Origin of the sequence: Mesorhizobium alhagi CCNWXJ12-2, from assembly GCF_000236565.1 — a bacterium.
Lineage (GTDB): Bacteria > Pseudomonadota > Alphaproteobacteria > Rhizobiales > Rhizobiaceae > Allomesorhizobium > Allomesorhizobium alhagi.
Genome location: NZ_AHAM01000115.1, coordinates 1 through 25690, shown reverse-complemented (window position 1 = coordinate 25690; position 25690 = coordinate 1). Strand labels below are relative to the sequence as shown.

The following is a 25690-nucleotide window of genomic DNA, read 5'->3' as shown; positions in this document are numbered from 1 at the left end:
GCTCTTCAGAACGCTCGCCGATCCGACGCGACGGGCGATCTTCGAGCGATTATGCCGCGAAGGCGAGCAGACGGTCGGGGCGCTGACGGTTGAGGCCGGAGTTTCGCAACCGGCCGTCTCAAAGCATCTTGGGGTCCTGAAGCAGGCCGGGCTGGTACGCGACCGCCACGAAGGCCGCCAGACGCACTACAGCGCGCAACTCGGCGCTCTTGCCCCGCTGATCGACTGGACAAGCCAGATGGCGGGATTCTGGGAAAGCCGGTTCGACGATCTCGAAGACTTGCTCAAAAGGATGGATCAATGAACGAAACGCTCTCCGTAGTTGTCGAGCGCGATATCCCTTATCCGCCCGAAAAGATCTGGCGCGCGCTCACGCAACCACATTTGATGGAGGAGTGGCTCATGAAGAACGACTTCAAGCCAGCAGTGGGCCACCGTTTCAACCTTCGCGGAGATTGGGGCGGCGTGTTGGACTGCGAGGTCCTTGCCGTCGAGCCGAACAGAACGCTGTCCTACACCTGGAATTTTGCGCATGAGGATGCGGCCTACAATCTGAAGAGTGCGGTGACCTTCACGCTCACCCCTACGCGCACGGGCACCCACCTGCGCATGGAGCAGTCGGGCTTCCGGCCGGATCAGAAGCAGGCCTACGGGGGCGCCAAGGCGGGGTGGCAGCAGTTCTTTGCGAAGCTGGAAGAAGTTTTGGCGCGGACGGACTGAAGTCTCCCGAAACTTTCAAAGCCAGGGGGCTGTTACAGGCGCGCCTCCAGAACGTTCGACCCTTTTTTTGAACCGGGACATAACCATGAACATTCTATTGTGGATTCTTCAAATCCTTCTCGCTGTGCATACCGCCATCGGCGCGGTATGGAAGTTTTCCAATCCTGCGCAAACAGTACCTTCATTGAGCGCGATTCCGAACGGGGTCTGGCTGGCGATGAGCGCCGTTGAGCTGCTTTGCGCTGCGGGCCTGATCCTCCCGGCAATCTATAAACCCCTGGCCATTCTGGCTCCGATCGCGGCGGTCGTCATAGCCGCTGAAATGCTCATTTTTTGCGTGCTGCATATTTATTCCGGTGACCCGAATTATGGCCCTGTGATCTATTGGCTCGTCGTGGCTGCCATATGCGCGTTTATTGCCTATGGCAGGTTTGTGCTGAAGCCATTCTAGGAGCTGCTGAGCATGGCCAGGAAGACCAATACCGATGCGGGCAAGCGCCCGTCGCGCGTCAACGAGGAACACGCCTCGGCCAAGCCCAAGGCGGCGGCCGGCACGGGCACGCGATCTGCGGCAACCAGGAGTAAGGCCCCCTCGAGGGGTGCGAAGCCGGTCCTTCTCTCAGGCGGCAACCCGCAGATCCCGAAGGGTTACGGCGACGCCCCCGTGCAGGCCTACATCGCGGCCATGCCGGAGTGGAAAAGCGATGTCGGACGCCGCCTCGACGCGATCATCGAGCGCACCGTCCCCGGCGTGCGCAAGGCGGTCAAATGGAACTCGCCCTTTTACGGCGTAGAGGACGACGTCTGGTTCCTCAGTTTCCATGTCTTCGCGAAATACGTGAAAGTGACTTTCTTCCGCGGCGCCTCGCTGAATCCTCCGCCTGCCGGCAAATCCAAATATGAAGCGGTGCGCTACTACGATATCTATGAGGACCAGTTCGACGAAGCTCAATTCGCCGACTGGGTGAAGCAGGCCAGCCAACTGCCCGGCGAGAAAATGTAAGCGGAGGTAGCGGGCTGGCGTGTGGGGGCGCCAAGTTGTCGCACTGTCGCCAAAGACTAGACGACCGGTCTATTTTGTGCTCTATAACGTGCCATGAGCACTTTAGCCGCGCAGGAAACTTCCGATGTTCGTCAGGGCATCCTCGACACCGGCCAGCGGATCATGGCGGGCAAGGGGTTCTCTGCCGTGGGCCTGAACGAGATTCTGACGGCTGCCGGTGTCCCGAAGGGGTCCTTCTACCATTACTTCGGCTCGAAGGATGCTTTCGGCGAGGCGCTGCTTGAGAGATATTTTGAGGACTACCTGGCCGATCTCGACGAGACCCTTCGCCAGCCTGGCCTGACCATGGCGCAGCGTCTGATGAACTACTGGCGACAATGGCAGGAGACTCAATCCTTCCTTGATTGTCAGGGCAGGTGCCTTGCGGTGAAGCTGGGCGCGGAAGTCGCGGATCTTTCGGAAGCCATGCGCTTGGCGCTGAAGCGCGGCACGTCCGAGATCACCAACCGCCTGGAACGGGCCATCGAGGCCGGCGCGGCGGAAGGATCACTTTCGATCGACGACGATCCCGACCGGGTCGCGCAAAGCCTCTATCAACTGTGGCTGGGGGCCAGCGTGATGGTGAAGATTGTCCGTAGTACCCAACCCTTCGAGACGGCAATGACGACGACTCGCCAGATCCTCCATCTTCCCAAAGGTGCTGAAAGCACATCAGTTTAAAGTGCCTTTTTCGTACTCAATTAAAGACGACCGGTCTACTCATCAAATCCCACCCCCCAAACCCCAACCACTCGCAGGAGCAGCAAATGAAAATCCTGATGGTTTTGACCTCGCATGACGAACTGGGCAACACGGGTCGCAAGACGGGCTTCTGGCTCGAAGAGCTGGCCGCGCCCTACTACGCGTTCAAGGACGCCGGCGCGGAAGTCGTGCTAGCCTCGCCCAAGGGCGGGCAGCCGCCGCTCGACCCGAAGAGCAATGAGCCGGCGTTCCAGACCGAACTTACCCGTCGCTTCGAGGCCGATGTGACAGCGAGAGCGCAACTTGCCGCCACGGTGCGCCTGGACAGCGTCTCACAAGGGGATTTCGATGCGGTCTTTTATCCGGGCGGTCACGGTCCGCTGTGGGATCTCGTCGAAGACAGGAATTCGATCGAACTGATCCAGTCATTCCTCGCGGCCGGCAAGCCCGTTGCGCTCGTGTGCCACGCGCCGGGCGTTCTTCGCCACGTCAAGGCGCCGGACGGCAAGCCGCTGGTCGACGGCAAGAAAGTCACTGGGTTCACCAATACCGAGGAAGCCGCCGTCGGGTTGACCGAGGTGGTGCCGTTCCTGGTCGAGGACGAACTCAAGGCCAAGGGCGGCATCTATTCCAAGAGCGATGATTGGGCGTCCCACGTCGTCAGCGAGGACCTTCTGATCACTGGCCAGAATCCCGCGTCATCGGCTTCCGCCGCGGCCCTCCTGCTGAAGCAGCTTGCCGCGGGTGCGAAGTCATAAGCCTACCTGATGATCCAGGGCAGGTGGCCAGTACCCGGCAACAGACGCCAGAGCAGGATGAACTCGAACGGAGTTGTTCATCCTGCTCTGCGCCGCAACTTTCCCCGACGCCGACCTTCGGTTCAGAATCAGCCCTGGCGCTCCCTGGCCATCCGGTCGGCGTAACGCAGCAGGTAGAGCGGCCAGCCCTGATCGGCGGCCACGCCGTCGCGGACGCTTTGCCAGCCCTCGCCATGGCGGTCGAGATTGCGGTGCTCGATCTCGACCCGCGTACGCTCTGGAGTTTCGGCGATGAACCGTACTTCCCACTCGCTTGTTTTCCGCGGGTCTTCCTCGATCTGCCATCGCGGGCTGATGTCCCAGCTCAGCAGCAACCGGCTGGGCGGCTCGTAGGCCAGCACCCGCGCCCAGCGGCATACGCTCCCGTCAACCCCGCGGTCGTAGAGAAAACCGCCGACCTTCGGCTCGAAAACGGTCTCGGCGATGTCGACCTTGAGCAGATTGTGCTCGGGCGGCTTGAAGCTGCCGAAGTCCTCGGTGAAAACCTTGAATGCGCGCGAGATCGGCGCCTCGACGACGATCGAATTCAGCACGGATGTGTCTGCTGCTTGGATGCTCATCGGATCTCCTTTCGTCGGTTGCTCGACGACCGTCTTGTAGGCCGCGAGCGTCTTGCTCCAGAAGCGGTCGAGTTCAGCCCGAAGCGCCGCCAGCCCGTCGGGGTCGACCTGGTAGATGCGCTGCTTGCCGGCTCTTTTGTCGATGACGAGGCCGGCGTCCTTCAGCACCTTCAGATGCTGGGAGACCGCCGGCCGGCTGACGGGCAGCCCAAGGGCCAACTCGCCGACCGCGCTGGGGTGCTCGATCACCCGCTCGAAGATCGCCCGCCGGGTCGGGTCGGACAGCGCCGCCCAGCCATTCGTTGCGTAAGTCGTCATCATTTACGCGTAAGCATATCCTTACGCGTAAATGATGTCAATCCGATCCGTTCGGCTGCTGAACCCGCTCGCCGTCGGCGTTCCCGCTGACATTGCGCCGAACGGCCCGCTCTCGCCGCGTCGTTGCATCAGACGCCGAAGGTGCACCAAACCTCCGGAACCTGTACAAAGCCGGGGAAGGCGACAACGATCGTGAAAACGGAGACGACAGCCAATGAAGAAAACGGAAGGCGGTTCGATGAAAGGGCAAGCAGAAGCCTCTCCCTCTCAGCTGATAGATGCGCGAATCAGGGAACTGAGTGACTGGAGGGGCGAGACGCTTGCTCGCGTGCGAAATCTCATCAGAGAGGCCGACCCAGAAGTGGTTGAGGAGGTGAAATGGCGAAAGCCGTCGAACATGTTGGGGGTTCCGGTGTGGGAACACGACGGCATCATCTGCACCGGCGAGACCTATAAGGACAAGGTGAAGTTGACCTTCGCCAAGGGAGCCTCGCTGGAGGACCCCAAAAGCCTCTTCAACTCCAGTCTCGAAGGCGGCACCAGGCGCGCCATCGATATTCATGAGGGCGACGAGATTGATGAAGAAGCGTTGAAGGCGCTCATTCGCGCCGCCGTGGCGCTGAACATGTCTCGCCCCTAGGAAGAGACCAAGGAGCGCCTGAGGAGCGTCCCGGCTACCGGGCTAGCTCTATGGGGCCGTCGACGATGGTCCGCAAGTTTCAGCTCAAGGCTGCATCTCTTCGCCGCAAGGTCTGGCACATCAAGTCCGCACCCTAGTCCACCCTTGGTGATGGGATCGCGCCCGATCGGCGGCCGGGCGACAGGCCACTGGGGGAAGACGACGTGCCGCCGGAGGAAAGCGCATCGCGATCTCCTGTGCCCAGCGGATCGTTCGGAACGATCAAGGGCGGCATTCCCTCAGGCGCGCTGGGAACGGCGGATGTCGTTCCGCCGGTCGAATTGCCTGGCTGAAGGCCGGGCGAAGCTGCGTCGGGAATCCCGGATGTCGTTGAACTGTCGACCCCATTGCAGATGTCGTCGAGCTGCGGGGTGGGGTTGACGCCGATGTCGCCGCAGCCGGGCGCCGAGGTCTGAGCCGTCGCGGCCAGCGTGCCTGCAAGCATCAAGCCGGCGGCCGTCAGGAACTGTTTCATCTTGGCCTCCTTCATCCTTTGAGGCGCTCGCGCTGAACGTGTCCAAGACAATCATTTGCGAGCGCTGGATGAAACGGAACGCGCTTCCACGGCCATGGTTTCATCCCGTGGAAAGCCCCGCGATCAGGCCTTGTACACCACCTGCCTGACGTCGATATATTCAGCCCGGAAGCCGGCCTCGCAGTAGTGGAGATAAAACTCCCACAGCTTCTTGAAGCGCTCGTCGAAGCCGAGCGGGACGATCTTTTCCCATGATTCCCAGAAGCGCAGCCGCCATTCGGCGAGCGTGCGGGCATAATCCTGCGCGAAGACCCGTTCGCGCAGGAAGGACAGGCCCTGTTCGGCGCCGAGCGATTGCAGGATCGCCGGCGTCGGCAGCATGCCGCCCGGGAAGACGTAGCGCTGGATGAAATCCGGGCGCTTGCGGTAGAGCCGGTAGGCCGCCTCGTTGATGGTTATGATCTGCATTCCGGCGGTGCCGCCGGCCCTGAGGCAGTCCTTGACCTTGCCGAAGAACACCGGCCAGTATTTCTCGCCGACCGCCTCGAACATCTCGATCGAGGCGATGCGGTCGTATTTGCCGTTCTCGTCGCGATAATCCTGCAGCCTGATCTCGACCTTATCGGAAAGCCCCGCCTTGGCGATGCGCTCGGCGGCGAAGTCATGCTGCTCGCGGCTGATGGTCAGGCCGGTTACGCGGCAGCCGATCTCGCGCGCGACGAATTCGGCGAAGCCGCCCCAGCCGCAGCCGATTTCCAGCACGTGGTCGCCGGTACCAATCCCGACATCCCTGGCCAGCGCGCGGTATTTCGCCACCTGCGCGCTTTCGAGATCGTTGGCGCCGGCCGAAAACAGCGCGGACGAGTAGGTCATGCTGGGATCGAGCCACTGCCGGTAGAAGGCATTGCCGAGATCATAATGGGCGGAGATGTTCTTCTTCGAACCGGTGCGGGTGTTTTCGTTCAGCCAGTGGCGCATACGCTGGACCGTGGTGAGCAGCCAGCTCGCCCCGCCGGCAACCTTCTCTCCAGCCTCGGAATTGACCACGAACAGTTCGAGAAAACTCGTCACGTCCGGGCTTTCCCAGTCGCCGTCCATGTAAGATTCGGCCACCCCGATCGTGCCGCCGGTGAAGGCGCGGCTGGGCAGCCGCCAGTTCTTCAGGACGACCTGCGCCGAAGGACCGGGCGACTTGCCGCCGACGACAACCGCACGGCCGTCGGGCATGGTGATCTTCAGCGTCCCGCGGGCAAGCTCCATCGCCGCCGAAAGCACCATGCGCGCCTTGGCCGGCAGCCCCCTGGCAACTTCGGCGAAATTCCCCGCGTGGAGGCGGATTGCCCCGTCCGTAGCAGTCTCCTCAATACCGTCCCTTTTCATCGCACAGCTCTGATTAGATGATGTATTGCAATGCCTTGCCGGCGCACGCTGTTCCGCATCATGATACCGTCGGGCGAAATCCGCAACTTCCGGTTATTCGCCGGCTTGACTCCTGGTGCAGCGCCACGACCTTCTTTGCCGCCAAAGCGAAGTTCAAGAGACAGGAGCCGGACGCCGCTGTGCCAAGCTGGTATCCGCCGAGTGTCCAAAAATCGCGTCGCGCAACCTGCCGGGCCTTGTGGTTTCGGCGGCAATCACCAAAGTGGGCGCACGGCAAAGCATCGTGCGGCGATCGAACGTCCGCCTCGGGGGTAGGCATGCGCTATGTAGTCGGGATTTGCCTCGTTACCGGCTTCCTGATCTGGGACGGCGGCTACAATCAGGGCCGCTATCTGGATTCGGGAGTCCGCGAGCTGAGGCATATACTGAGCTTAATAACCGGCTGAGTGGTTCTGGCAGCGTCAGTTCAGCACATCCGGTCCGCATGCGGTTGACGGCAGGATGCCGCCGACCGAAAACGCCTCGCATATTTCGGCGGAGGCGCTCTTGATCCGGCACATCGTGTTTTTCAGTGCAAAGCGGCGCGAGGATATAGAAGCCATTCGCACCGGCCTTTCCCGGCTCGGTGCCATCCCGCACTCCAGCCGCTTCGAAGTTTCGCTCAACACCAAGGTCGATCCGCTGTCCGACGAGGTGGACGTGGTCGTCTATGCGGAGTTCGCGGATGCCGAAGCGCTTGCCGCCTACAAGGCCGATCCGATCTACGCCGAGGCCACGCGTCAAGTCCGCCCGCTGCGCGAATTGCGCTACTCCGCGGATATCGTCGCGCAGTCCGGCTGATCGGGTGAGCTTGTTTGACTTTTGTCAGCCCTCGTGAATAATGTCGAGAGGGAGGCGTGATGGCAATCCGACCGGCAGAACAGATCATCCACAAGGCCGCCTGGCTGTATTACGCGCATGGCCTGCGCCAGGACGAGGTGGCGAAGCAGCTCGATATTTCGCGGGCTTCCGTCGCCATGTACCTGCGCAAGGCGCGCGAGACCGGCATCGTCAACATCTCCACCTCTACCCAGCTCTTTGCGGAGGACGTTCTGGCGCGCCAACTCGAGGACGCACTGAAGCTTGATGCCGTCTGGATCGCGCCGCAAACTGAGCAGGCCGCCGATCCCGCGGCCGAAGTGCCGGTGCTGGCGGCGAGCGTGTTCCTCGAACTCGTCCGCAAGGGCGACCGCATCGGTGTCGCCTGGGGCAGGACGGTCTATGCGATCGCCGACATCATGTCCTATGCGGACCTGCAGGATGTGACGGTAGTGCAGCTTTGCGGCAATCTCGGCGCGCCGTACTCCTATCGCCCCGACCAGTGTACGATGGAGATCGCCCGCCGGCTGAACGCCCAGGGCACCAATTTCTATGCGCCGCTGGTGCTGACGACCGAGGCGCTGGCGCGCGATCTGCGCGCCGAGCCTGTGATCCGCGAACAACTCGCTAGCATTTCGGACTGCGATCTCGCGCTCTATTCGGTCGGTACGGTCGACGCGGACAGCCATGTTGTCAAATGCGGGGCGCTCAGGCCCGACGAGATGGACGCCCTGCGCCAAAGGGGCGCTGCCGGCGTTATTGCCGGGCAGATCATCGACGCCAGGGGCGCGGCGCTCGACTGCAGCTATAACCGCCGGGTCATCTCGGCCGATTTGAAATCGCTCGCCGCCATACCGAAGCGGCTGATGGTGGTCCAGGAAGACAAGAAATTCGAGCCGCTGATCGCGGCGATCGCCGGCGGGCTGTGCTCGCATCTGGTGGTCGGAGCAGGCATGGCGCGGCAATTGCTGGATCACGCGAAAACCATGGCGGGATAATACGCGGACGGACGAGTGCGGGACCGTCATCGGCGCGTCACAGCATTCCTGTCTCAACAAACGAATGAAGAAACCGGACCTAGCATCATGAAAAACCTGTGGGATGACAGCGCAGCCGAACGCCTTGTTGCCGATTACGCGAAGAAGGGCGTCGCGCGAGACCTGGCGCTGCGCTTCTATACCACCCGCCTGCTCGGCGGCGAGCCGCGGCTGGTGCTGCATGGCGGCGGCAACACCTCTTGCAAGACGAAGGTGACCGACCTTGTCGGCGACGAATGGGACGTACTCTGCGTCAAGGGCAGCGGCTGGGACATGGGCGTGATCGAGCCAGCCGGCCTGCCGGCGGTAAAACTCGCGCCCCTGCTCAAGGCACGGTCGCTGGAAAAGCTTTCCGACGAGGACATGGTGGCCCTGCAGCGCGCCAATCTCATCGATCCGTCTTCGCCCAACCCATCGGTCGAGACGCTGCTGCATGCCTTCCTGCCGCACAAATTCGTCGACCACACGCATTCGACCGCCATTCTCGCCATCGTCGACCAGGAGGACAGCGAGGCGCTGTGCAAAAAGGTGTTCGGCAGCAAGATGGGCTTCGTGCCCTACATCAAGCCGGGCTTCGACCTCGCCAAGGCGGCGGCCGAAATCTACGACGCCGATCCCTCCGTCGAGGGCCTTATCCTCGACAAGCACGGCATCTTCACCTTCGGCGACGATGCGAGGCAGGCCTACGATCGCATGATCCACTATGTGACGGCGGCCGAGGATTACGTCGCCGCCAACCGTAAGCCGCCGGCCGCCAAGGCGGCGCTGCCGCAAAAGCTGGCAAAGCCCGAGGACATTGCGCCGATGCTGCGCGGTGCGGTGGCGGTGTCGCGCGGCGAAGGCCGCTTCGACCGCATGATCAGCGATTTCCGCACCTCCGACGCGATCCTCGACTTCATCGCTTCGGAAAAGATCGCCGACTATGCCGGGCGCGGCGTGTCGACGCCGGACCTGTCGATCCGCATCAAGACCGGTCCGATGGCGCTGCCCGCGCCCGACGCGGAAAGCGCCGGCGAATACAAATCCGTCATCAAGCAGCATGTCGAGCAATTTGCGGCCGACTATCGCGCCTATTTCGAGACCAACGACGCGCTGGACGATGTTTCCCGCACCATGCTCGACCCGATGCCGCGGCTGACGCTGGTTCCGGGTCTCGGCATGTTCGGCCACGGCCGCACGCTGAAGGACGCGAAGATCGCCTCCGACGTCGGCGAAATGTGGATCGAGGCGGTGCGCGGGGCAGAAGCGATCGGCGATTTCCGCCCGCTTGCCAAATCCGACCTCTTCCCGCTCGAATACTGGTCGCTGGAGCAGGCCAAGCTCGCCTCCAACAAGCCGAAGCCGCTGACCGGCCAGGTGATGCTGGTGACCGGCGGCGCAGGCGCCATCGGCGCTGCGACGGCAAAGCTGTTCGCCGCCAACGGCGCTCATGTCGTCGTCGTTGACCTCGATGCGGAGAAGGCCGCAGACGCGGCGAAGAAGGCCGGCAACAATTCGATCGGCGTCGGTGCGGACATCACCGATCCGGCGCAGGTGCACGCCGCCTTCGAAAAGGCCGTTGCGACCTATGGCGGCGTCGACATTCTCGTCTCAAATGCGGGCGCCGCCTGGGAAGGCCGGATCGGCGAACTCGACGACGCGGTCCTGCGCAAGAGTTTCGAACTCAACTTCTTCGCCCACCAGTCGGTGGCGCAGAACGCGGTGCGCATCATGCTGGAGCAGGGCACCGGCGGCGTGCTTTTGTTCAATGCCTCGAAGCAGGCGGTCAATCCCGGCGCGAAATTCGGCGCCTACGGCCTGCCCAAGGCCGCGACGCTGTTCCTGTCGCGGCAATATGCGCTGGAATACGGCGCGGAAGGCATACGCTCGAACGCTGTCAACGCCGACCGCATCCGCTCGGGGCTTCTGACCGATGCAATGATCGCCAGCCGCTCGGGCGCGCGCGGCGTTTCGGAAAAGGAATACATGTCCGGAAATCTGCTGGGCCAGGAGGTCACCGCCGAGGACGTGGCGCAAGCCTTCCTGCATCAGGCGCTGGCCGAACGGACGACAGCCGATGTGACCACAGTCGACGGCGGCAACATCGCGGCGGCGCTGCGATAGACCACGGCCAGGCAAGGTTGAATGATCCTGTTGGAGAAATTAGCCTGATCATGATCCGGCATTCCCGGTTTCGGGAATCGCGGTTTTCGGGTAGATGGTATGGTGCGGATCGGCGCTGTGGCGATCCGGCGGAGAAGTGACGATGCGGCTCTATCTGGTTCTCGCGACGCTGGCGGCGGCGCTTTTGGCCTCCGGCTGCCTCGGCCCGGACTCTACCCAGACATACCGCTGGGCATGCACGGACCGGCCCTATGATGCCGGATTCTGCGAGCAGCCGACCAATTGGCGCCTGTTCGGCCCGCGTACCGGGCCACTGATCGGCATCCGGTAAGCCCGTCCACACCCATCTGATTGACGCATGCCGGCCAACGGCCTTTACTCTGTTTGTGACAGCGGAGATCGGCCGGTGGACAACCGTTTCAAATTCATGGGATGCGCGGCGGCCGCCTGCCTTTTGTTCTTCGGCGTGGCCAACGCCTCTGTCGATGCCCTGAAAATCCGCTGGAGCGAACTGCGGCCGGAGGGCGTCGAGGTTCCGGCGACGGCCGGCGCAGCCGAAACCAACCAGGGCGAGACGCTTTCGTGGGATCTCAAGGGCAAGACGATCGAACTGACCGGATACCTGCTGCCCGTCGACCGCGAAGGCGACCTTGTCTACGAATTCATGCTGCTGCCATGGGGCGGCCTTTGCGCCCATGTGCCGCCGCCCCCGCCCAACCAGACGGTCCACGTCACCTCCGAGCGGCCTTACAGACTGAGCGAGATCTACGAACCCGTGTCGATATCGGGTGTGTTGAAGCCGGGTCTCGAAACGACGCAACTCTTCGTGCTGGACGGCGTGACGGTCATTGAATCGGGCTACAGCGTCGGCCGCGCACGGGTCGCCAAAGCTGTCGACATCGCAGCGCCAGCCAAAATGACGCCCTGGAATTTCCTGAAGAAGTGACGGGACTGCACGAGCGCGTCAGGCCGGCTGCGGCCGCGTCGTCCTGCCCGCCAGATTGAGCAGATTGCCGGTCAGGATCAGCGCCGCGCCGAGCGCGGTAAGCGCGTCGATCTGCTCGGAATAGAGCAGCCAGCCGACGGCCGCCGTCGCCGGCACGCGCAGGAAATCCATAGGCATCACCACCGTGGCGTCGGCATGCACCATGGCGCGCGCCATGCAGTAATGTGCGAACGAGCCGGCGAAGGCGATGACAAGGATCCACGGCCAGACTTCGGCCGAAGGCTGCCGCCAGACATAGATCGCGGGAGCCAGGCCGATGATCGACTGGATGACCAGCATCCAGAATATGATCGCCACCACGCTTTCGGTTCGCGTCAACGATTTCACCATGGCAAACGAGATGGCGAAGGCGAAAGCGGCGGAAAGCACGATCAACTGGCCGGGGTCGAAGGCATCGACGCCGGGCCGCACGATGATCGTCACCCCGACCAGGCCGAGCACGATCGCCGTGGTCTTCCAGATATTCATCCGTTCGCCTAGGAAGCTGACCGCGAGCAGCGCTGTCCAGATCGGCGCGGTGAACTCGATTGCGATGAGCTGCGCCAGCGGGATCATCGTCAGCGCCAGCAGCCAGGCAAACTGGCCGGCATAGTGGGCGATGTTGCGGCCGACATGCTGCCATGGCCGCCTTGTGCGCATGGCGCGAAAGCCGCCGGCGAGCCGGATCAGCGGATAGAGCATGAAGAGCCCGATCACCGAGCGCATTTCCATAACCTGGAATACGTCGAGCTCGCGCGTGGTCTCGCGGCCGGCAATGGTCATCAGCAGCATGCAGGCCAGCGAACAGGCCATCCAGAATGCCGCGAGAAGATTCGATTGCCGGTTCATGGCGGCGGTTTCGCAGCCAAGCGGCCGCGCCGCAACGGCTAGCGCCGTCAATCGAATGGTCCAACGGCTTTTCGCCTGCGACTCCCATCTCCGGCCGGGGTGCTATAGGTGAACCGTTTCGGCAGGAGGCTTAGGGCTTGCAGACTTTCGACGTGGTGGTGATCGGCGCGGGCGCTGCGGGCATGATGTGCGCCGTGGAGGCGGGCAAGCGCGGCCGCTCGGTGCTGGTCGTCGAACATGCCGCATCGCCCGGCGAAAAGATCCGCATCTCGGGCGGCGGCCGCTGCAACTTCACCAATCTCCACTCAAGCCCAAAGAATTTCCTCTCGCAGAACCCGCATTTCTGCATCTCCGCGCTCGCCCGCTACACGCAGCGCGACTTCATCGCCATGGTCGAGCGGCACGGCATCGACTGGCATGAAAAGACGCTCGGCCAGCTTTTCTGCGACGGCTCGGCCAGGCAGATCATCGACATGTTGGTCGGCGAGATGCAGCGTTTCGGGGCGGAACTGCGCCTTTCGACGCGGGTGGAAAGCATCGAGAAGATTGATGGCGGGTTTGCGCTGGCGCTGAACGACGGCGCGGCCCGCACAAAGTCGCTGGTGGTGGCGAGCGGCGGCAAGTCGATCCCGAAAATGGGCGCCACCGGCTTCGGCTACGATGTCGCCGCCCAATTCGGGTTGCGGATCGTCGAGACGCGCCCGGCGCTGGTGCCCCTGACCTTCGACCAGAATACGCTGGCCCGGCTGGCGCCGCTTTCCGGCGTCGCTGTCGACGCAGTGGTGTCGTGCGGCAAGACGAAATTTGCGGAGGCGATGCTGTTCACGCATCGGGGGATCAGCGGCCCGGCGATCCTGCAGATATCGTCCTACTGGCGCGAGAGCGACGAGATCGGCATCTCGATGCTGCCCGAAACCGATGTATTCGCGGCGCTGCGCAAGGCCCGCGCCGAGAATGGAAAACAGGCGGCGCAGACGGCGCTCGCGGCTTTTCTGCCGAAGAAGCTGGCGCAGACGATCGCCGAACAGGCGAATGCGGCGGGCAACCTTGCCGATCTCTCCGACAAGGCGCTGCGCAAGCTCGAGGCGGCGGTGAATGGCTGGCGGGTCAAGCCGGCTGGCTCCGAAGGCTACCGCACGGCGGAAGTGACGCTGGGCGGCGTCGACACGCGCGACCTCGATTCCAGGACCATGGAGGCGAACTCGGTTCCGGGGCTCTATTTCATCGGCGAGGTGGTCGACGTGACCGGCTGGCTCGGCGGCTACAATTTCCAGTGGGCGTGGTCGTCCGGCTGGTGCGCGGGGCAGGCGGCATGAGCGCTTCGATCACCATGGCCGGGCCGGACCGCGACCATGATTTCATTCCGCGGCCGCACCAGGTCGAGGCGAAGCAGGCGATCCTCGCGGCTCGCAGGGAGGGCCGGCCCGGCTTCCTGCTCGGCGATCTGACCGGGCTCGGCAAGACGCTGTCTGCCTGGCTGGCGATCTCGGCCATGCCGGAAAAGGACGTACTGGTGATCTGCCCCAAGGGCGCGATCCCGCAATGGCGGCGCACCATCGCGCATTCGCCCGATGCCGGCAAACGCGTCACCATCATGAATTTCGAGCGGACCAAGTCGCTGATGGCGCCGCCGGCCGTCAGCACCAAGCGCTCGACGCGGGCGAAGAACAACGAGCTTGCCCGGCTCGGCTCGCCAAAGCGCGTCTGGCCGATCGTCGTCATCGACGAGAGCCACCGCATCCGCAATCCCAATTCGCAGCAGGGCATGGTCTGCCGACAGATGGCGGCGGCCGCGGAGTTCACCATCTATATGAGCGCGACGGCGGGGCAGTCGCCGCACGAACTCTCCTATCTCGGCAAGCTGCTGGCTTACGCCACGGGCGGTGCCAGCGGCGAGATCGGCGAATTCCGCAAGCTGATGAAGCGGCTCGGCATCGGCCGGGCGAAGGGCCGCTGGAAGAACTGGTCGTGGGAGCCCAATGAGCGCGACCGCAAGCTGATGTCGGACCTGCTCTACAAGGGCCGCAACGCCATCGGCATGCGCCGCCGCCCCGAAGACATCGCCGGCTGGCCGGAGGTGCAGCGCGAGCTTGCGCCGGTGGCGCTCGATCCGGCCGGGAAAAAACTCTACGACGCGACATGGCGCGAATTCCGGCGCGAGTTTGGGCTCGCAGGCGGCAGCACGCGCAAGCCGGCGGGCTGGGCCGCCGACCTGCGCTTCCGCCAGAAGGCAAGCCTGATCCGTATTTCGGGCACCGCCGAATTCGTCGAGGACCTCCTGGCCAACGGCCAGCAGGTGGCGATTTCCGTCGCCTTCCTCGAAACCAGCGCGATGCTTACGGAAAAGCTGCGCGCGCGCGGCTGGTCGGTGGGCGAGATCAATGGCGAGCGCTCCGGCGAGGTCAATGAAGCGACGCGGGTGGCCTTCCAGACCGGCCGGCTCGATGCCGTCGTCTTCACCGTCACCGAATCGATCTCGCTGCATCAGGGCGAGATGCCGGGCGGCGAGCGCGAGCGCTCGCTTGTCGTGCACGACCTTCGCCACAGCGCGATCCAGTTGCAGCAGATCGAGGGCCGCGCCCACCGCGACGGCCGCCGCGCGATCATCTATTACGCCTATGCCGAAGGCACGGTGGAGGAAAGGATCGGCGCCACGGTGGTTTCGCGGATGATGTCGATGGAAGGCATGGCCGGCGACGACACGCGGCTGCTGGAGGAGATCGCCGAGGTGATGGGGGCGGAGGCTCCATAGGCGGCCACGTTGCCACTTGTCTCCTCTCCACGTCCTGAGCTTGTTGAAGGATACGGTGAGAGGATGCCGCCCATTCGACTACGCTCAGGAGGTAGGTGAGGGGCGGCGCTGAGTCGGCAAGGGAGCACTGGCGCGCCGAAAAAGCTGATGTGGCGCTGCCAAGCCGGGACAATCCGGCCAAGACTAGCCGAGGACACGCCTCACCTGCGGGTAAATTGGAATGCGGCAGACATGAATCCACCAATCGGCGCGCATGCCGCCTCCGACATAGACGGCGCCTATGCCTGGCGACGGCTTGCAATCTCGACGCTGCTGTCGACGCTCGGCGGCGTCGGCATGTGGGCGGTCGTGGTGGTGCTGCCGGTGGTGCAGGCCGAGTTCGGCGTCGACCGCGGCGACGCCTCGCTGCCTTATACGCTGACGATGATCGGCTTTGCGCTCGGAAATCTCGTCGTCGGCCGCTTCATCGACCGCTTCGGCTTCATGTGGCCCGGCATCATTGCTGCCGTGGTGATGGGGTTCGGCTTCATCCTCGCGGCGCTCACCACCTCCGTCACCCAGTTCGCGCTCATCCAGGGCGTCCTGATCGGCGCGGGCTCCTCGGCGACGTTCGGCCCGCTGATTGCCGACATCTCGCACTGGTTCGACCGCCGCCGCGGCGTCGCGGTCGGCGTGGCGGCGAGCGGCAACTACATCGCCGGCGCGGTATGGCCGATAGGCATGCAGGGTTTTCTCGTCTCCGACGGCTGGCGCGCCACCTATATCGGCATCGGCATCATCTGCATCGCTGCGATGATCCCTCTGCTGCTCCTGCTGCGGCGCAGGCTGCCCGAAGACGGGCACGGGCAGGCGCAGGGTGCGCCGTCCCGGGCGCGCGCCCAGCCGATCACGGTGTCGCCGCTGGTGCTGCAGTCGCTGCTGGTCGTCGCCGGCGTCGCCTGCTGCGTGGCCATGTCGATGCCACAGGTGCATATCGTCGCCTACTGCATGGATCTGGGCTATGGCGTGGCGCGCGGGGCCGAAATGCTGTCGCTGATGCTGGCGGCGGGCATCGTCAGCCGGCTCGGCTCCGGCTTCCTCGCCGACCGGATTGGAGGCATCAAGACGCTGCTCATCGGCTCGGTGCTGCAGGGCCTCGCGCTGCTGTTCTACATCCCGTTCGACGGACTGGCGTCGCTCTATGTCGTCTCATTCATTTTCGGCCTGTCTCAGGGCGGCATCGTGCCGTGCTACGCCATCATCGTACGCGAATACATGCCGGCCGCGGAAGCCGGGCGACGCGTCGGCGTGGTCGTCATGGCCACGATCGTCGGCATGGCGCTCGGCGGCTGGATGTCGGGCTGGATCTACGACCTGACCGGCTCCTATGCGGCCGCCTTCCTCAACGGCATCGCCTGGAACCTGCTGAACGTTTCGGTGATGGTGTTCCTGCTGTGGCGCTCGCGGGGGTTCGTCAGGCATGATTCCCGAAAGTGGGAACCGGTTTAGGGAACAGATCGCGGCCGCACAGGAAGGAAGATAGAGCCCGATCCCGTCAACCGCGTTTTAAGGCCTTGCCGGCATCATTGGCGGCATGGCTGGATTCACGCTTCCGAAATTTAGATGGCTGCTTGTCGGCGCGGCTGCTGCCGGCGTTTGGGCAATGACCCAGGAGCCGCCAAGCCGACGCACCACAGATATCGCGCACCGGCCGGCGAAGCCCGTCGAGCGCCAGGCGGCGCTGCCGGCGACGCCCAAGAAGGCAGTCGCCCCTCAGGCGCGCCCCTCGCAAATGGCGACCGGCTCGATCCCGCGGCCGGAAATGCCGGTCGGCAAGAACTCCCGCAAGGCGTCTTCGCTGTTCACGACCTCGCGCGTTCATCTCCGCGCCAAGGCGAGCACGTCCGCCGCGATCGTCTCGACGCTGAAACCAGGCCAAAAGGTCGGAGTGCTGGCGCGCGACGGCAAATGGCGGCTGGTTCTGGTCGCAGGGCAGAAGGGTTGGGTGCATGGCGACTATCTGGGCGCGCAATCGACAGCGCCCAAGCCCGCTGTCGCCGAAGGGCCGAGGCCGGCGCTGCCGGTGCGAAGCCGACCGGCTGGGTCCAGGCCCTGGGGCTCCCTTCTCGGCGGCCGCCACCCGGCGCGTGCGCCGCAAGGCGGCAACTGCCAATGCCCATACGATCTCATGCTGAACGGCAAGCAGTGCGGCGAGCACAGCGCCTATGCCCGGCAGGGCAACCGCGGCGTCGAGTGCTATTTGTAGGGGCGGTCTGGTCGTGGCTATGCGCGATCAAGGTTGGCCAGTCGACGGTCTTGCGATCGCTTGGTTCCAACGACGCCATCACGCCATGCCGCGGGCGAGACCCCCACGGCCCTCTTGAACGCCCGGCTGAAGGCCGCCTCGGATTCATAGCCGATCTCATGGCCCACCGCGGCTACCTTCATGGAGCTGTCGGCAAGGAGGCGCGCGGCAATCTGCATCCGCCAGAGCGTCAGATACTGCATTGGGGCATGACCCAGGAGATGGGTGAAGCGCGCAGCAAGCGCTGCCCGCGACATACAGGCACAGCTCGCCAACCCGTTCAGCGTCCACGGATGTGCGGGCTTTTCATGGAGCATGGCCAGGACTTTGCCGATTGCAGGGTCGCGCAGGCCTGAAAGCCAGCCGGTCTCGTGGGCCGGCAGGGTCTCCAGATATTGGCGCATCACCTCGACGAAAACCAACTCGCTCAGCCTCAGCCGGATGGACTCACAGCCGGCCCGCGGCTGGCGGGCCTCGGCAAGTGTGAGATCGATGAGACGGCTCAAAAGATCCTCGCGCCCGTCGTGGGACCGCTTGATCCGCAAGAGACGCGGCAGGGTGGAGAGCACAGGATTGAAGGGCTGCATGTCGCAACCGAGAAAGCCGCAGACGAATTCGCTGTGCGGCTCGCCGCCGCCGCCTTCCTTCGACACGAAGGGCAGCCTGCCCGCCGCCATGTCCCTGAAATAGTCCATCGTCGCTTCGACGTCGAATTCCGGCGGCTGGCTGGGATCGCTGAGCATCGAATACGGGTCGCCATGCGGCAGCACCAGCACATCGCCGGCCTCGAACCACGTGGCGGCGACGTTCGGAATCTCGACCCAGCCCGAGCCCTTCAGGATGATGTGATAGGACACAATATGCTGGGCGCCCGGCAGGATGATGGACGAAAACGCATCCGCGTGCGGCACCTCCACGCCCCAGGGGAAGGACGCGTCCACCAGGAAGAATAACGCGCCTGTCAGCTTGACCGTGCGTAGGACGTCCGAAAGCGGATCGGTGCCATGCGTCCTGTACTGGGCAGGCTCCATCGCCGGCGAAGCGCCGTTCGACCGCTCCGCATCGATGACGGTGGACGATGCGGCAAGCGACAAAGACGTATGGTCATGGGCTTGGACCATCCTCGAAGCATACTCTGTGCGCATCGGCATATCCACCGGTTGTGCCGGTTTTGACGATGAGAGTGGAGGAAGGCCATGACCACGCTTGAGAAACTGCGCAGCCCTGCCGAAATTTACGACACCCACTTCGTGCCCGCGTTGTTTGCCCAATGGGGGCCGGTCGTCGCGGCAGAAGCCGGTGTGCAGAAGGGCGACCGCGTGCTCGACGTGGCCTGCGGCACGGGAGCTCTGACGCTTGCCGCAGCCGAGATCGCCGGCCCTTCGGGCTCGGTTGTAGGGCTGGACGCCAATCCCGAAATGCTGGCGGTTGCGCGTTGCAAGTCCGCGCAGATCGAATGGCTGGAAGGATCGGCCGGGGAACTGCCTTTGCCGGACAACAGCTTCGACGCCGTTGTCAGCCAGTTCGGTCTCATGTTCTTTGACGACAAGCCGAAAGCGCTCGCCGAGATGATGCGGGTCCTTAAGCCGGGCGGCCGGCTGGCGGTTGCCGTGTGCGATGCGGTCGAGAACTCGCCTGGCTACGGCTCCTTCGCGCTGTTGCTCGACCGGCTGTTCGGAAAAGAGGTGGGAGATGCATTCCGCGCGCCCTTCAGTCTTGGCGATGCCGGACGGCTGTATGAAATCTGCAAGGAGGCGGGGCTTGCGGGGGTGGAGGTCGTCCAGCGCAATGGCAAGGTCCGCTTCAAATCGATCGATGCGCTGGTGTCGACCGAACGCGCTTGCGTTTGGACCCTCGGCGGCTTGCTGAGCGACGAACAATTCGAGCGGCTTCTCGCGGAGTCGGAGACGGTGCTCAGGCCTTTCGTGGTCGACGGCGGCACGATCGAATTCGACATGCCGTCACTCATTATAAAAGCACGGAAATCCTAGTCGAAGTCTAAGGTGAGAGGCGACGCTATGCTCCGTGAAGGGTTGAAGGCCGGGCAGCTCCAAGCTGAATATCGGTCGCCGAGAAGGTCGTTGAAGGGATCGGGATTTGCCGTAGGCTGTTTCGAAAGAGGGGCAGAGAAAGGTTCATCGTAAGCCGAAACTCAAGCTGAGACCCACTTCCCGTTCGCGCGACCATCCTCATCCTGAGGTGCGACTCTGAGCTTGTCGAAGGGGAGCCTCGAAGGACGCACCGAAATTGAAGCGATTCACCGCCGGGCGAGCAGGCCGAGCAGCAGGCCGAGCACCGCCACGCCGACCACCGCGGTCGCGACCGGATTGTCCTGCGCAGTCTTCTGGACGGCGCGCGATTGCTTTTTGATATCCGGCATTGCGTCGCTGATACGGGAGAGAACGTCCTCGTAGAGATCGGCGGCGCGTTCGCTGGTGTCTTCATAGGTGGCCGCGCCGCGCTTGCTCAGCGTCTTCTTCAGCGAGGCCACTTCACGGCTCAACCTGGCGATCTGCGCCTGCAGATCGTCGCCCACATCGCTGTTATGTCTCCACAAATTGGCAACCATGGTGAAATCCCTTCGCCTCGAATTATCCAGACAAAAACGGCTGCCATCATCATTGGTTCCGCCCGATCGGGGCGGCGGGAATCGTGGACAAAGCTGCGCCGGCCACAGCTATCGACCCGGCTATTTCTCCGACACGCCGGCCTCGGCAAAACTCGCCATGCCGGTGTGGCAGGCAAGCGCGGAGCGCACGATATTGACGGCGAGGCATGCGCCCGAGCCTTCGCCGAGCCGCATGCCCATTTCGAGGAGCGGCGGCAGTTCCAGCGCCGCGAGCAGGCCGCGATGGCCGGCCTCAGCCGAGACATGGCCGGCCATCGCATGGGCGAGGCCGGCGGAGTGCAGCCTTGCCAAGGGCGCGGCTGCGGCGGTGGAGACAAAGCCGTCGAGCAGGACCGGAATGCCAAGCTGGCGCGCGGCGAGCGTCGCGCCGAGGATCGCGGCAAGCTCCCGCCCGCCGACGGCGGCGGCGGCCTTCAGCGGGTTGCCGAGAATTTCGGCATGCAGCTTGAGCGCCTTTTCGATTGCCGCGATCTTGCGCTGCAGGCCGGCATCGTCGACGCCGGTGCCGCGGCCCGTCCATCTTTCCGCCTTGCCGCCGAAGAGCGCCGCTGCAATCGCTGCCGCGGTCGTGGTGTTGCCGATGCCCATTTCGCCGAAGCACACGAGGTCGAGATCTCCCGCGACGGACGCGTGGCCGATCGACACAGCCTCGAGGAATTCCGCCTCGCTCATCGCCGGAACCTGCGTGAAATCGCCGGTCGGCCGGTCGATTTCCAGCGGGATCACGTCGAGTTCGGCTCCGGCGGCGCGGGCAAGCTGGTTGACGGCGGCGCCGCCGCCGGCGAAATTCGCCACCATCTGCGCAGTGACTTCAGCGGGGAAGGCCGACACGCCCTGGGCGGTCACGCCGTGCGAGCCGGCAAAGACGATGACCTTGACCTTGTCGAGCCTGGGCGTGTCGCGCCCCTGCCAGCGCGCCAGCCATGCGACGATGGTTTCGAGCCGGCCAAGGCTGCCCTGCGGCTTGGTCAGCGTGTCCTGGCGCGCGGCGACCGCAGCCGCCGCGCGGTCGTTCCCGGCCGGCAGATCCTGGCAGGCGGCGCGTAGTTCATCGAAAGATTTGAAAGGCATGGACGAAAAAACTCCAGAAAAGAGTCAAATGAAGATGGCTGAGGCGACGAGAAGCACGGTGATTTCGCCGGCCTGCTGCAACGCGCCGGTCGTGTCGCCGGTCTGGCCGCCGATCTGGCTGAGGCAAAGGCTGCGGAACAGGAAGAAAACGATGCCGAGGCAGAGCGCCGCGGCAATCGCGCCGGAAAGGCCAAGCGCAAGCAGCGCCAGCGCGCCGAGCGCGGCCGCCGCCAGCGCCGTATCGGACGAGATCTCACCGACGCCCGCCGACAGCCCGTCGGTGCGAGCGGGCGGCAGCATTTGCATGAAGGCCGGAAGCAGCGCCTGCGACGCGGCATGCGCGGCGATCAGCCCGCAAAGGACTGCGATGGAACTGCCGAGTTCGGAAATCGCGCTCCAGCGCAGCAGGATCGAGAACGCCAGCGCGCATGCGCCGTAGCTACCGATGCGGCTGTCGCGCATGATTTGCAGCTTTTTCTCGCGGTCCTTGCCGCCGCCGAAACCATCGGCGGTGTCGGACAGCCCGTCTTCAGGCAGGCAGCCGGTAGCGGCCATCGTGGCGGCAAGCGCCAGCGCCGCGGCAGGGCCGGCGGCAAGGCCGAGCAAGACGGCGAGGGCGTAGACGACGCCGCCGACCAGCGCGACAGCCAGCCCGATGACAGGCGCAGCCCAGATCGCCCGCGCGAAAACGCTGTCCTTTGTCTCGAAATGCGGCAGCGGCAACCGCGTGAAGAAGACGAGGCAAAGGGCGATATCGCCGAGAAGTTTTTGCAGGGGCGGCATGCGTCAGCCCCTCGCTATGGCGTGGAAGAAAGTGCCCGAGACATGGCCGCGCCGCCCGCCGAACGTGCCGAGCGGATTGCCCTGTCCGTCCGCGAGTTCAGCCAGCCTGTCGTCGCTGCCCGGCGCGGTCATTTGCGCGTAGTGGAACTCGTGGCCGCGCACCACCGCGCCGGCCGGCCCGAGCGGGCAATCCGCCAGCAATTTTGCCCTGCGATAGCCGAGATTCATCTTGCGCTTGGCGAAACTTGTGGAATGGCCGAGCAGGCCGAGCATTTCGTGCGTCTCGCCATCGGCATCCTCCAGCGCTTCGCCCAGCACCATGAAGCCGCCGCACTCGCCATGGACCGGCTTTTGCTCCGCGAATTTTTTCAAGCCTGCCCGAAAACGAGCAGCGGCGGCGAGTTTCCCCGCATGCAGTTCGGGATAGCCACCTGGCAGCCAGCAAACGTCGCAATCCTCGCGCGGCGCCTCGTCGGCGAGCGGCGAGAACGGCACGATCTCGGCTCCGGCACCCCGCCAATGCGAAGCCAGATGCGGATAGAGGAAGGTAAAAGCCGCGTCCTGCGCCAGTGCGATGCGCTGGCCGGGCGGCGGCAGCGCGCCGGAAAAATCGGCCGCTGCCGAAGGCATCGGCGCAGTCAGCGCCATGATCCTGTCCAGGTCGAGCGAGCGCTCGACCATGTCGGCGAGGCGGTCGAGATGCGCCATCAAATCGGCATGCTCCTCCGCCTGCACCAGACCGAGATGGCGTTCGGGCAGGTTGAGCGTCGGGTCGCGCAGGATCGCGCCGACGACCGGCAGGCCGAGCGCCTCGACCGCATCGCCGGCCAGGCGGCGATGGCGCTCGCTGCCGAGCCGGTTCAGCACCACGCCGGCGATTCGCACCTCCGGATCGTAAGCGGCAAAGCCTTTTGCGACGGCGGCCGCCGTCTGCGACTGGCCGGAAACGTCGAGCACCAAGAGCACCGGCAGGCCGTAGAGCCGGGCAAGGTCGGCGGCCGAGCCGGAGCGGCCGGCTTCGCCGGGTATGCCGTCGAACAGGCCCATGGCGCTTTCGACGAACACCAGATCGGCGTCGCGCGCTGCTTCCGAGGCCAGCGAATTGAGCAGCGTCGGCGCCATCGCCCAGCTGTCGAGGTTGACGCCGGGCCGGCCGGTGGCGGCGGCGTGGAAGCCGGGATCGATGTAGTCCGGCCCGGACTTCGCGCCGCGCACGGCGATGCCGCGCCGCGCCAGCGCACGCAAGATGCCGATGGTGACGCTGGTCTTGCCCGAACCGGAGCGCGGCGCGCCGATGATGATCCCGCGCGCGGTCATCGCAGCTTCTCGCGCAGCGCGACGATCCCGCCGATGACGATCAGCGCCGGAGATACCACCTTCTCGCGCGCCGCCGTTTCGACCAGCGTTCCAAGCGTCGCGACGACCGTGCGCTCGTTGGGCAGCGTCGCGTTTTCCACGAACGCCGCCGGCATATCGTCCGGCAATCCGCCGGCGCGCAGGGCGGCCACGGTATCGGCCATATGGGTCAGGCCCATATAGATGATGATCGGCTGGCCGGTGCTGGCGAGCGCCGCCCAATCCGGGCGGTCGTCGCTGACCGCGGCAAAGCCCGTGGCGAGGATGATCGCGCCGTTGACGCCGCGCATCGTCGCCGGAATGCCCGCCGAGGCGAGCCCGCCGAAAGCCGACGTCACGCCGGAAAGGACGCGGAACGGAATGTTCTGCGCCGCCAGCGCCAGCGCCTCCTCACCGCCGCGCGCAAACACCAGCGGATGGCCGCCCTTCAGCCGGACGACCTTGCGGCCCGCTTTCGCCAGGCGCACGAGAATGGCGTTGATCTCGTCCTGCGGGATGGACAGCCTGCCGCCGCGCTTGCCGACATAGAATTTCTCCGCTTGGCTCGCGACGGCGATGATCGCGTCCGGCACCAGCGCGTCGTGCACCAGCGCGTCGGCCTGGTCCAGCGCCGACAGCACGTCGAGCGTCAGGCAGCCGGGGTCGCCGGGGCCGGCGCCGGCCAGCCAGACATGGCCGGGCTCGAGCACCGGATGGGCGTGGTTCAGGCGGTGAATGGCTTTTTCGAGACTCATGGATGCCGCTTTCGACGATGACGGGCGGCTCTGGCAAGCCTATAGATCGCGCCATGGAAACTGAAGATCGCCCGCTGAAGCGCGGCTGGACCACCGGCGCCTGCGCCACCGCCGCGACCAAGGCGGCCTGCGCGGCGCTGCTTACCGGCGGCTTTCCCGATCCGGTCGAGATAACCCTGCCGGGCGGCCGGCGCGTGGCTTTCGCCCTGGCGACGTCTCACGCGGGTGACGGCGAGGCGATGGCCGGCATCGTCAAGGACGCCGGCGACGACCCGGACGTCACCCATGGCGCGCTGGTCAAAAGCACGGTGCGGCCGGGGGCGAAGGGTTCCGGCGTCGTATTCAAACGCGGCGAGGGCGTCGGCCTGGTTACGCGTCCGGGCCTGCCGGTCCCGCCCGGCGAGCCGGCGATCAACCCCGTGCCGCGCAAGATGATCGCCGCCGCGATTGCCGAAGTCGCGGGCGAGGGGGCCGATTTCGAGGTCGAGATTTCCGTGCCCGACGGCGAGAAGATGGCCGAGCGCACGCTCAACCCGCGCCTCGGCATTCTCGGCGGCATTTCCATCCTCGGAACGACCGGCATCGTCATTCCCTATTCCTGCTCGTCGTGGATTCACTCGATCCATCGCGGCATCGATGTCGCCCGCGCCATGGGTTTTACCCACGTCTCCGGCGCGACCGGCAACGCTTCCGAAAACGCCGCACGCGATTTTCACAAGCTGCACGAGGTGCAACTCATTGACATGGGCGATTTCGCCGGCGGCATGCTGAAATATCTGCGCGATCACCCGGTGCCGCGCGTCACCATCGCCGGCGGTGTCGCCAAGATGACCAAGCTCGCTCAAGGCATGCTCGACCTGCACTCCAAGCGCGGCGCGGCCGATCTCGACGCGCTGGCGGTGGTCGCGCGGGATGCCGGCGCTTCCGACGCGCTGGCCGAAAAAATTCGCGGCGCCAACACGGTTGCCGAGGCCTTTGCCGAGGCAACGACCGACGGCGTTCCAATCGGTCGGGCGATCGCCGACGGCGCCTGGCGCACGGCGGCGGCAGTGCTGAAGGACCCGAGAATCGAACTCGAAATCCTGATCTTCAACCGCGACGGGGAGTTGATGGGGCACAAGCCGTTTGCCGCTACTCATAACCCGTCGCGCCCCCGGAAACGACGCTGATAATAGGCGTCGTAAAGCGAGCTCTCGCGAAAGCCTTCAGCCTCCAGCGACCGGCCGACGAAGATGATAGCGGTGCGCTCGATCGGGTTTTTCTCCAGTTCCGATGCGATTGTCGCCAGCGTCCCGCGGATGACCCGCTCGTCCGGCCATGAGGCGTGGAACACGACGGCCACTGGGCAGTCTTTGCCATAGAGCGGCGTCAGTTCCTCAACCACCCGTTCCACGGCGTGGATGGCAAGGTGGATCGCCAGCGTCGCACCGGTCGCGCCGAAGGCTGCGAGCGTCTCGCCCAAAGGCATGGGCGAGGCGCGGCCGGAAACACGTGTCAGCACCAGGCTTTGCGCGACTTCCGGAATGGTGAGTTCGCGGCCAAGCGCCGCCGCAGC

29 protein-coding genes and 1 pseudogene are annotated in these 25690 nt (G+C 64.6%); 19 read left to right on the top strand and 11 right to left on the bottom strand.

Going from position 1 to position 25690, the window contains the following annotated elements:
• The 6 genes from MAXJ12_RS13710 to MAXJ12_RS13685 form a co-directional block, all read left to right on the top strand.
• Positions 1-304, top strand: a 304-nt coding sequence (locus MAXJ12_RS13710; RefSeq protein ID WP_008836490.1) for an ArsR/SmtB family transcription factor, incomplete at its 5' end; no start/stop codon positions are given.
• The gene (locus tag MAXJ12_RS13705; RefSeq protein WP_008836489.1) at positions 301-720 is read left to right on the top strand and encodes an SRPBCC family protein; all 420 of its coding nucleotides are present in this window, start codon (positions 301-303) and stop codon (positions 718-720) included. The genes MAXJ12_RS13710 and MAXJ12_RS13705, both read left to right, overlap by 4 nt.
• Positions 721-805: 85 nt before the next feature.
• Positions 806-1171, top strand: coding sequence for a DoxX family protein (locus MAXJ12_RS13700; RefSeq protein ID WP_008836488.1), 366 nt, complete (start codon positions 806-808; stop codon positions 1169-1171).
• Positions 1172-1183: 12 nt separating this feature from the next.
• Positions 1184-1723, top strand: coding sequence for a DUF1801 domain-containing protein (locus MAXJ12_RS13695; RefSeq protein WP_008836487.1), 540 nt, complete (start codon positions 1184-1186; stop codon positions 1721-1723).
• Positions 1724-1816: 93 nt separating this feature from the next.
• Positions 1817-2443 carry a TetR/AcrR family transcriptional regulator gene (locus MAXJ12_RS13690; RefSeq protein WP_008836486.1) on the top strand — a complete coding sequence of 209 codons (627 nt, stop codon included), beginning with the start codon at positions 1817-1819 and terminating at the stop codon, positions 2441-2443.
• Positions 2444-2529: 86 nt separating this feature from the next.
• Positions 2530-3222 carry a type 1 glutamine amidotransferase domain-containing protein gene (locus MAXJ12_RS13685; protein ID WP_008836485.1) on the top strand — a complete coding sequence of 231 codons (693 nt, stop codon included), beginning with the start codon at positions 2530-2532 and terminating at the stop codon, positions 3220-3222.
• A 641-nt stretch (positions 3223-3863) separates the two neighbouring features.
• On the opposite strand, the pseudogene MAXJ12_RS38205 reads toward MAXJ12_RS13685, so the two are convergent.
• Positions 3864-4160: pseudogene (locus tag MAXJ12_RS38205) on the bottom strand (ArsR/SmtB family transcription factor); the annotation flags it as partial.
• A 214-nt stretch (positions 4161-4374) separates the two neighbouring features.
• On the opposite strand from MAXJ12_RS38205, the gene MAXJ12_RS13675 reads away from it, so the two are divergent.
• Positions 4375-4800, top strand: coding sequence for a DUF1801 domain-containing protein (locus MAXJ12_RS13675; RefSeq protein ID WP_008836483.1), 426 nt, complete (start codon positions 4375-4377; stop codon positions 4798-4800).
• 133 nt (positions 4801-4933) lie between these two features.
• Here MAXJ12_RS13675 and MAXJ12_RS13670 read toward each other — a convergent pair whose 3' ends face one another.
• The gene (locus MAXJ12_RS13670) at positions 4934-5314 is read right to left on the bottom strand and encodes a hypothetical protein (protein WP_139043890.1); all 381 of its coding nucleotides are present in this window, start codon (positions 5312-5314) and stop codon (positions 4934-4936) included.
• A gap of 123 nt (positions 5315-5437) precedes the next feature.
• Complete coding sequence (locus tag MAXJ12_RS13665; protein WP_008836481.1) at positions 5438-6694, bottom strand: SAM-dependent methyltransferase; 1257 nt, start codon at positions 6692-6694, stop codon at positions 5438-5440.
• Positions 6695-7011: 317 nt separating this feature from the next.
• On the opposite strand from MAXJ12_RS13665, the gene MAXJ12_RS39630 reads away from it, so the two are divergent.
• The 6 genes from MAXJ12_RS39630 (at position 7012) to MAXJ12_RS13640 (ending at position 11638) form a co-directional block, all read left to right on the top strand.
• Positions 7012-7140, top strand: a complete 129-nt coding sequence (locus MAXJ12_RS39630) for a hypothetical protein (protein ID WP_008836480.1) — start codon at positions 7012-7014, stop codon at positions 7138-7140.
• A 100-nt stretch (positions 7141-7240) separates the two neighbouring features.
• A complete protein-coding gene (locus MAXJ12_RS13660) occupies positions 7241-7534 on the top strand; it encodes a Dabb family protein (RefSeq protein ID WP_040586270.1) in 294 nt (97 codons plus the stop codon).
• Between the two features lie 59 nt (positions 7535-7593).
• Positions 7594-8550 carry a sugar-binding transcriptional regulator gene (locus MAXJ12_RS13655; RefSeq protein WP_008836478.1) on the top strand — a complete coding sequence of 319 codons (957 nt, stop codon included), beginning with the start codon at positions 7594-7596 and terminating at the stop codon, positions 8548-8550.
• 87 nt (positions 8551-8637) lie between these two features.
• Positions 8638-10692, top strand: coding sequence for a bifunctional aldolase/short-chain dehydrogenase (locus MAXJ12_RS13650; protein WP_008836477.1), 2055 nt, complete (start codon positions 8638-8640; stop codon positions 10690-10692).
• Between the two features lie 142 nt (positions 10693-10834).
• Positions 10835-11023 (top strand): hypothetical protein, encoded by a 189-nt coding sequence (locus tag MAXJ12_RS13645; protein ID WP_008836476.1) that lies wholly within the window; start codon positions 10835-10837, stop codon positions 11021-11023.
• Positions 11024-11098: 75 nt separating this feature from the next.
• Entirely contained in the window at positions 11099-11638 is a 540-nt protein-coding gene (locus MAXJ12_RS13640) for a DUF3299 domain-containing protein (protein WP_008836475.1), read from the top strand.
• An 18-nt stretch (positions 11639-11656) separates the two neighbouring features.
• Here the strand turns inward: MAXJ12_RS13640 and MAXJ12_RS13635 are convergent, their stop codons facing one another.
• Positions 11657-12526 carry a DMT family transporter gene (locus MAXJ12_RS13635; protein ID WP_040586267.1) on the bottom strand — a complete coding sequence of 290 codons (870 nt, stop codon included), beginning with the start codon at positions 12524-12526 and terminating at the stop codon, positions 11657-11659.
• 137 nt (positions 12527-12663) lie between these two features.
• Between MAXJ12_RS13635 and MAXJ12_RS13630 the strand changes: the two genes are divergently transcribed.
• From MAXJ12_RS13630 to MAXJ12_RS34420, 4 genes are all read left to right on the top strand, one after another.
• Complete coding sequence (locus MAXJ12_RS13630; RefSeq protein WP_008836473.1) at positions 12664-13842, top strand: BaiN/RdsA family NAD(P)/FAD-dependent oxidoreductase; 1179 nt, start codon at positions 12664-12666, stop codon at positions 13840-13842.
• Positions 13800-15278, top strand: a complete 1479-nt coding sequence (locus MAXJ12_RS13625) for a DEAD/DEAH box helicase family protein (protein WP_008836472.1) — start codon at positions 13800-13802, stop codon at positions 15276-15278. The genes MAXJ12_RS13630 and MAXJ12_RS13625 overlap by 43 nt, the downstream gene beginning before the upstream one ends.
• Before the next feature lie 231 nt (positions 15279-15509).
• Complete coding sequence (locus tag MAXJ12_RS13620) at positions 15510-16766, top strand: MFS transporter (RefSeq protein WP_008836471.1); 1257 nt, start codon at positions 15510-15512, stop codon at positions 16764-16766.
• Between the two features lie 154 nt (positions 16767-16920).
• Complete coding sequence (locus MAXJ12_RS34420; protein WP_157999634.1) at positions 16921-17523, top strand: SH3 domain-containing protein; 603 nt, start codon at positions 16921-16923, stop codon at positions 17521-17523.
• A gap of 17 nt (positions 17524-17540) precedes the next feature.
• Here MAXJ12_RS34420 and MAXJ12_RS13610 read toward each other — a convergent pair whose 3' ends face one another.
• The gene (locus MAXJ12_RS13610; protein ID WP_244421491.1) at positions 17541-18707 is read right to left on the bottom strand and encodes an AraC family transcriptional regulator; all 1167 of its coding nucleotides are present in this window, start codon (positions 18705-18707) and stop codon (positions 17541-17543) included.
• 51 nt (positions 18708-18758) lie between these two features.
• Here MAXJ12_RS13610 and MAXJ12_RS13605 point away from each other — a divergent pair, with 51 nt between their 5' ends.
• A complete protein-coding gene (locus tag MAXJ12_RS13605; protein ID WP_008836468.1) occupies positions 18759-19553 on the top strand; it encodes a methyltransferase domain-containing protein in 795 nt (264 codons plus the stop codon).
• 266 nt (positions 19554-19819) lie between these two features.
• On the opposite strand, the gene MAXJ12_RS13600 is transcribed toward MAXJ12_RS13605, so the two are convergent.
• The 5 genes from MAXJ12_RS13600 to cobA all read right to left on the bottom strand — a co-directional run bounded on the left by MAXJ12_RS13600 (position 19820) and on the right by cobA (position 24135).
• Entirely contained in the window at positions 19820-20098 is a 279-nt protein-coding gene (locus MAXJ12_RS13600; RefSeq protein WP_008836467.1) for a hypothetical protein, read from the bottom strand.
• Positions 20099-20251: 153 nt separating this feature from the next.
• Complete coding sequence (cobT, locus tag MAXJ12_RS13595) at positions 20252-21262, bottom strand: nicotinate-nucleotide--dimethylbenzimidazole phosphoribosyltransferase (protein WP_008836466.1); 1011 nt, start codon at positions 21260-21262, stop codon at positions 20252-20254.
• 24 nt (positions 21263-21286) lie between these two features.
• On the bottom strand, positions 21287-22045 hold the full coding sequence (locus MAXJ12_RS13590) for an adenosylcobinamide-GDP ribazoletransferase (protein ID WP_008836465.1): 759 nt from the start codon (positions 22043-22045) through the stop codon (positions 21287-21289).
• Positions 22046-22048: 3 nt separating this feature from the next.
• On the bottom strand, positions 22049-23362 hold the full coding sequence (locus MAXJ12_RS13585; RefSeq protein ID WP_008836464.1) for a cobyrinic acid a,c-diamide synthase CobB: 1314 nt from the start codon (positions 23360-23362) through the stop codon (positions 22049-22051).
• Positions 23359-24135 (bottom strand): uroporphyrinogen-III C-methyltransferase, encoded by a 777-nt coding sequence (cobA, locus tag MAXJ12_RS13580; protein WP_008836463.1) that lies wholly within the window; start codon positions 24133-24135, stop codon positions 23359-23361. The genes MAXJ12_RS13585 and cobA overlap by 4 nt, the downstream gene beginning before the upstream one ends.
• Positions 24136-24188: 53 nt before the next feature.
• On the opposite strand from cobA, the gene MAXJ12_RS13575 reads away from it, so the two are divergent.
• On the top strand, positions 24189-25304 hold the full coding sequence (locus MAXJ12_RS13575; protein WP_040586262.1) for a cobalt-precorrin-5B (C(1))-methyltransferase: 1116 nt from the start codon (positions 24189-24191) through the stop codon (positions 25302-25304).
• Here MAXJ12_RS13575 and MAXJ12_RS13570 read toward each other — a convergent pair.
• The coding region (locus tag MAXJ12_RS13570; protein WP_008836461.1) for an SAM-dependent methyltransferase at positions 25271-25690 on the bottom strand (420 nt) is incomplete at its 5' end. The genes MAXJ12_RS13575 and MAXJ12_RS13570 overlap by 34 nt on opposite strands.

Coding starts and splice junctions, on each gene's coding strand:
- MAXJ12_RS13705 (WP_008836489.1), top strand. CDS start 301: ATGAACGAAACGCTCTCCGTAGTTGTCGAGCGCGATATCCCTTATCCG.
- MAXJ12_RS13700 (WP_008836488.1), top strand. CDS start 806: ATGAACATTCTATTGTGGATTCTTCAAATCCTTCTCGCTGTGCATACC.
- MAXJ12_RS13695 (WP_008836487.1), top strand. CDS start 1,184: ATGGCCAGGAAGACCAATACCGATGCGGGCAAGCGCCCGTCGCGCGTC.
- MAXJ12_RS13690 (WP_008836486.1), top strand. CDS start 1,817: ATGAGCACTTTAGCCGCGCAGGAAACTTCCGATGTTCGTCAGGGCATC.
- MAXJ12_RS13685 (WP_008836485.1), top strand. CDS start 2,530: ATGAAAATCCTGATGGTTTTGACCTCGCATGACGAACTGGGCAACACG.
- MAXJ12_RS13675 (WP_008836483.1), top strand. CDS start 4,375: ATGAAGAAAACGGAAGGCGGTTCGATGAAAGGGCAAGCAGAAGCCTCT.
- MAXJ12_RS13670 (WP_139043890.1), bottom strand. CDS start 5,314: ATGAAACAGTTCCTGACGGCCGCCGGCTTGATGCTTGCAGGCACGCTG.
- MAXJ12_RS13665 (WP_008836481.1), bottom strand. CDS start 6,694: ATGAAAAGGGACGGTATTGAGGAGACTGCTACGGACGGGGCAATCCGC.
- MAXJ12_RS39630 (WP_008836480.1), top strand. CDS start 7,012: ATGCGCTATGTAGTCGGGATTTGCCTCGTTACCGGCTTCCTGATCTGG.
- MAXJ12_RS13655 (WP_008836478.1), top strand. CDS start 7,594: ATGGCAATCCGACCGGCAGAACAGATCATCCACAAGGCCGCCTGGCTG.
- MAXJ12_RS13650 (WP_008836477.1), top strand. CDS start 8,638: ATGAAAAACCTGTGGGATGACAGCGCAGCCGAACGCCTTGTTGCCGAT.
- MAXJ12_RS13645 (WP_008836476.1), top strand. CDS start 10,835: ATGCGGCTCTATCTGGTTCTCGCGACGCTGGCGGCGGCGCTTTTGGCC.
- MAXJ12_RS13635 (WP_040586267.1), bottom strand. CDS start 12,526: ATGAACCGGCAATCGAATCTTCTCGCGGCATTCTGGATGGCCTGTTCG.
- MAXJ12_RS13620 (WP_008836471.1), top strand. CDS start 15,510: ATGAATCCACCAATCGGCGCGCATGCCGCCTCCGACATAGACGGCGCC.
- MAXJ12_RS34420 (WP_157999634.1), top strand. CDS start 16,921: ATGACCCAGGAGCCGCCAAGCCGACGCACCACAGATATCGCGCACCGG.
- MAXJ12_RS13610 (WP_244421491.1), bottom strand. CDS start 18,707: ATGCGCACAGAGTATGCTTCGAGGATGGTCCAAGCCCATGACCATACG.
- MAXJ12_RS13605 (WP_008836468.1), top strand. CDS start 18,759: ATGACCACGCTTGAGAAACTGCGCAGCCCTGCCGAAATTTACGACACC.
- cobT (WP_008836466.1), bottom strand. CDS start 21,262: ATGCCTTTCAAATCTTTCGATGAACTACGCGCCGCCTGCCAGGATCTG.
- MAXJ12_RS13590 (WP_008836465.1), bottom strand. CDS start 22,045: ATGCCGCCCCTGCAAAAACTTCTCGGCGATATCGCCCTTTGCCTCGTC.
- MAXJ12_RS13585 (WP_008836464.1), bottom strand. CDS start 23,362: ATGACCGCGCGCGGGATCATCATCGGCGCGCCGCGCTCCGGTTCGGGC.
- cobA (WP_008836463.1), bottom strand. CDS start 24,135: ATGAGTCTCGAAAAAGCCATTCACCGCCTGAACCACGCCCATCCGGTG.
- MAXJ12_RS13575 (WP_040586262.1), top strand. CDS start 24,189: ATGGAAACTGAAGATCGCCCGCTGAAGCGCGGCTGGACCACCGGCGCC.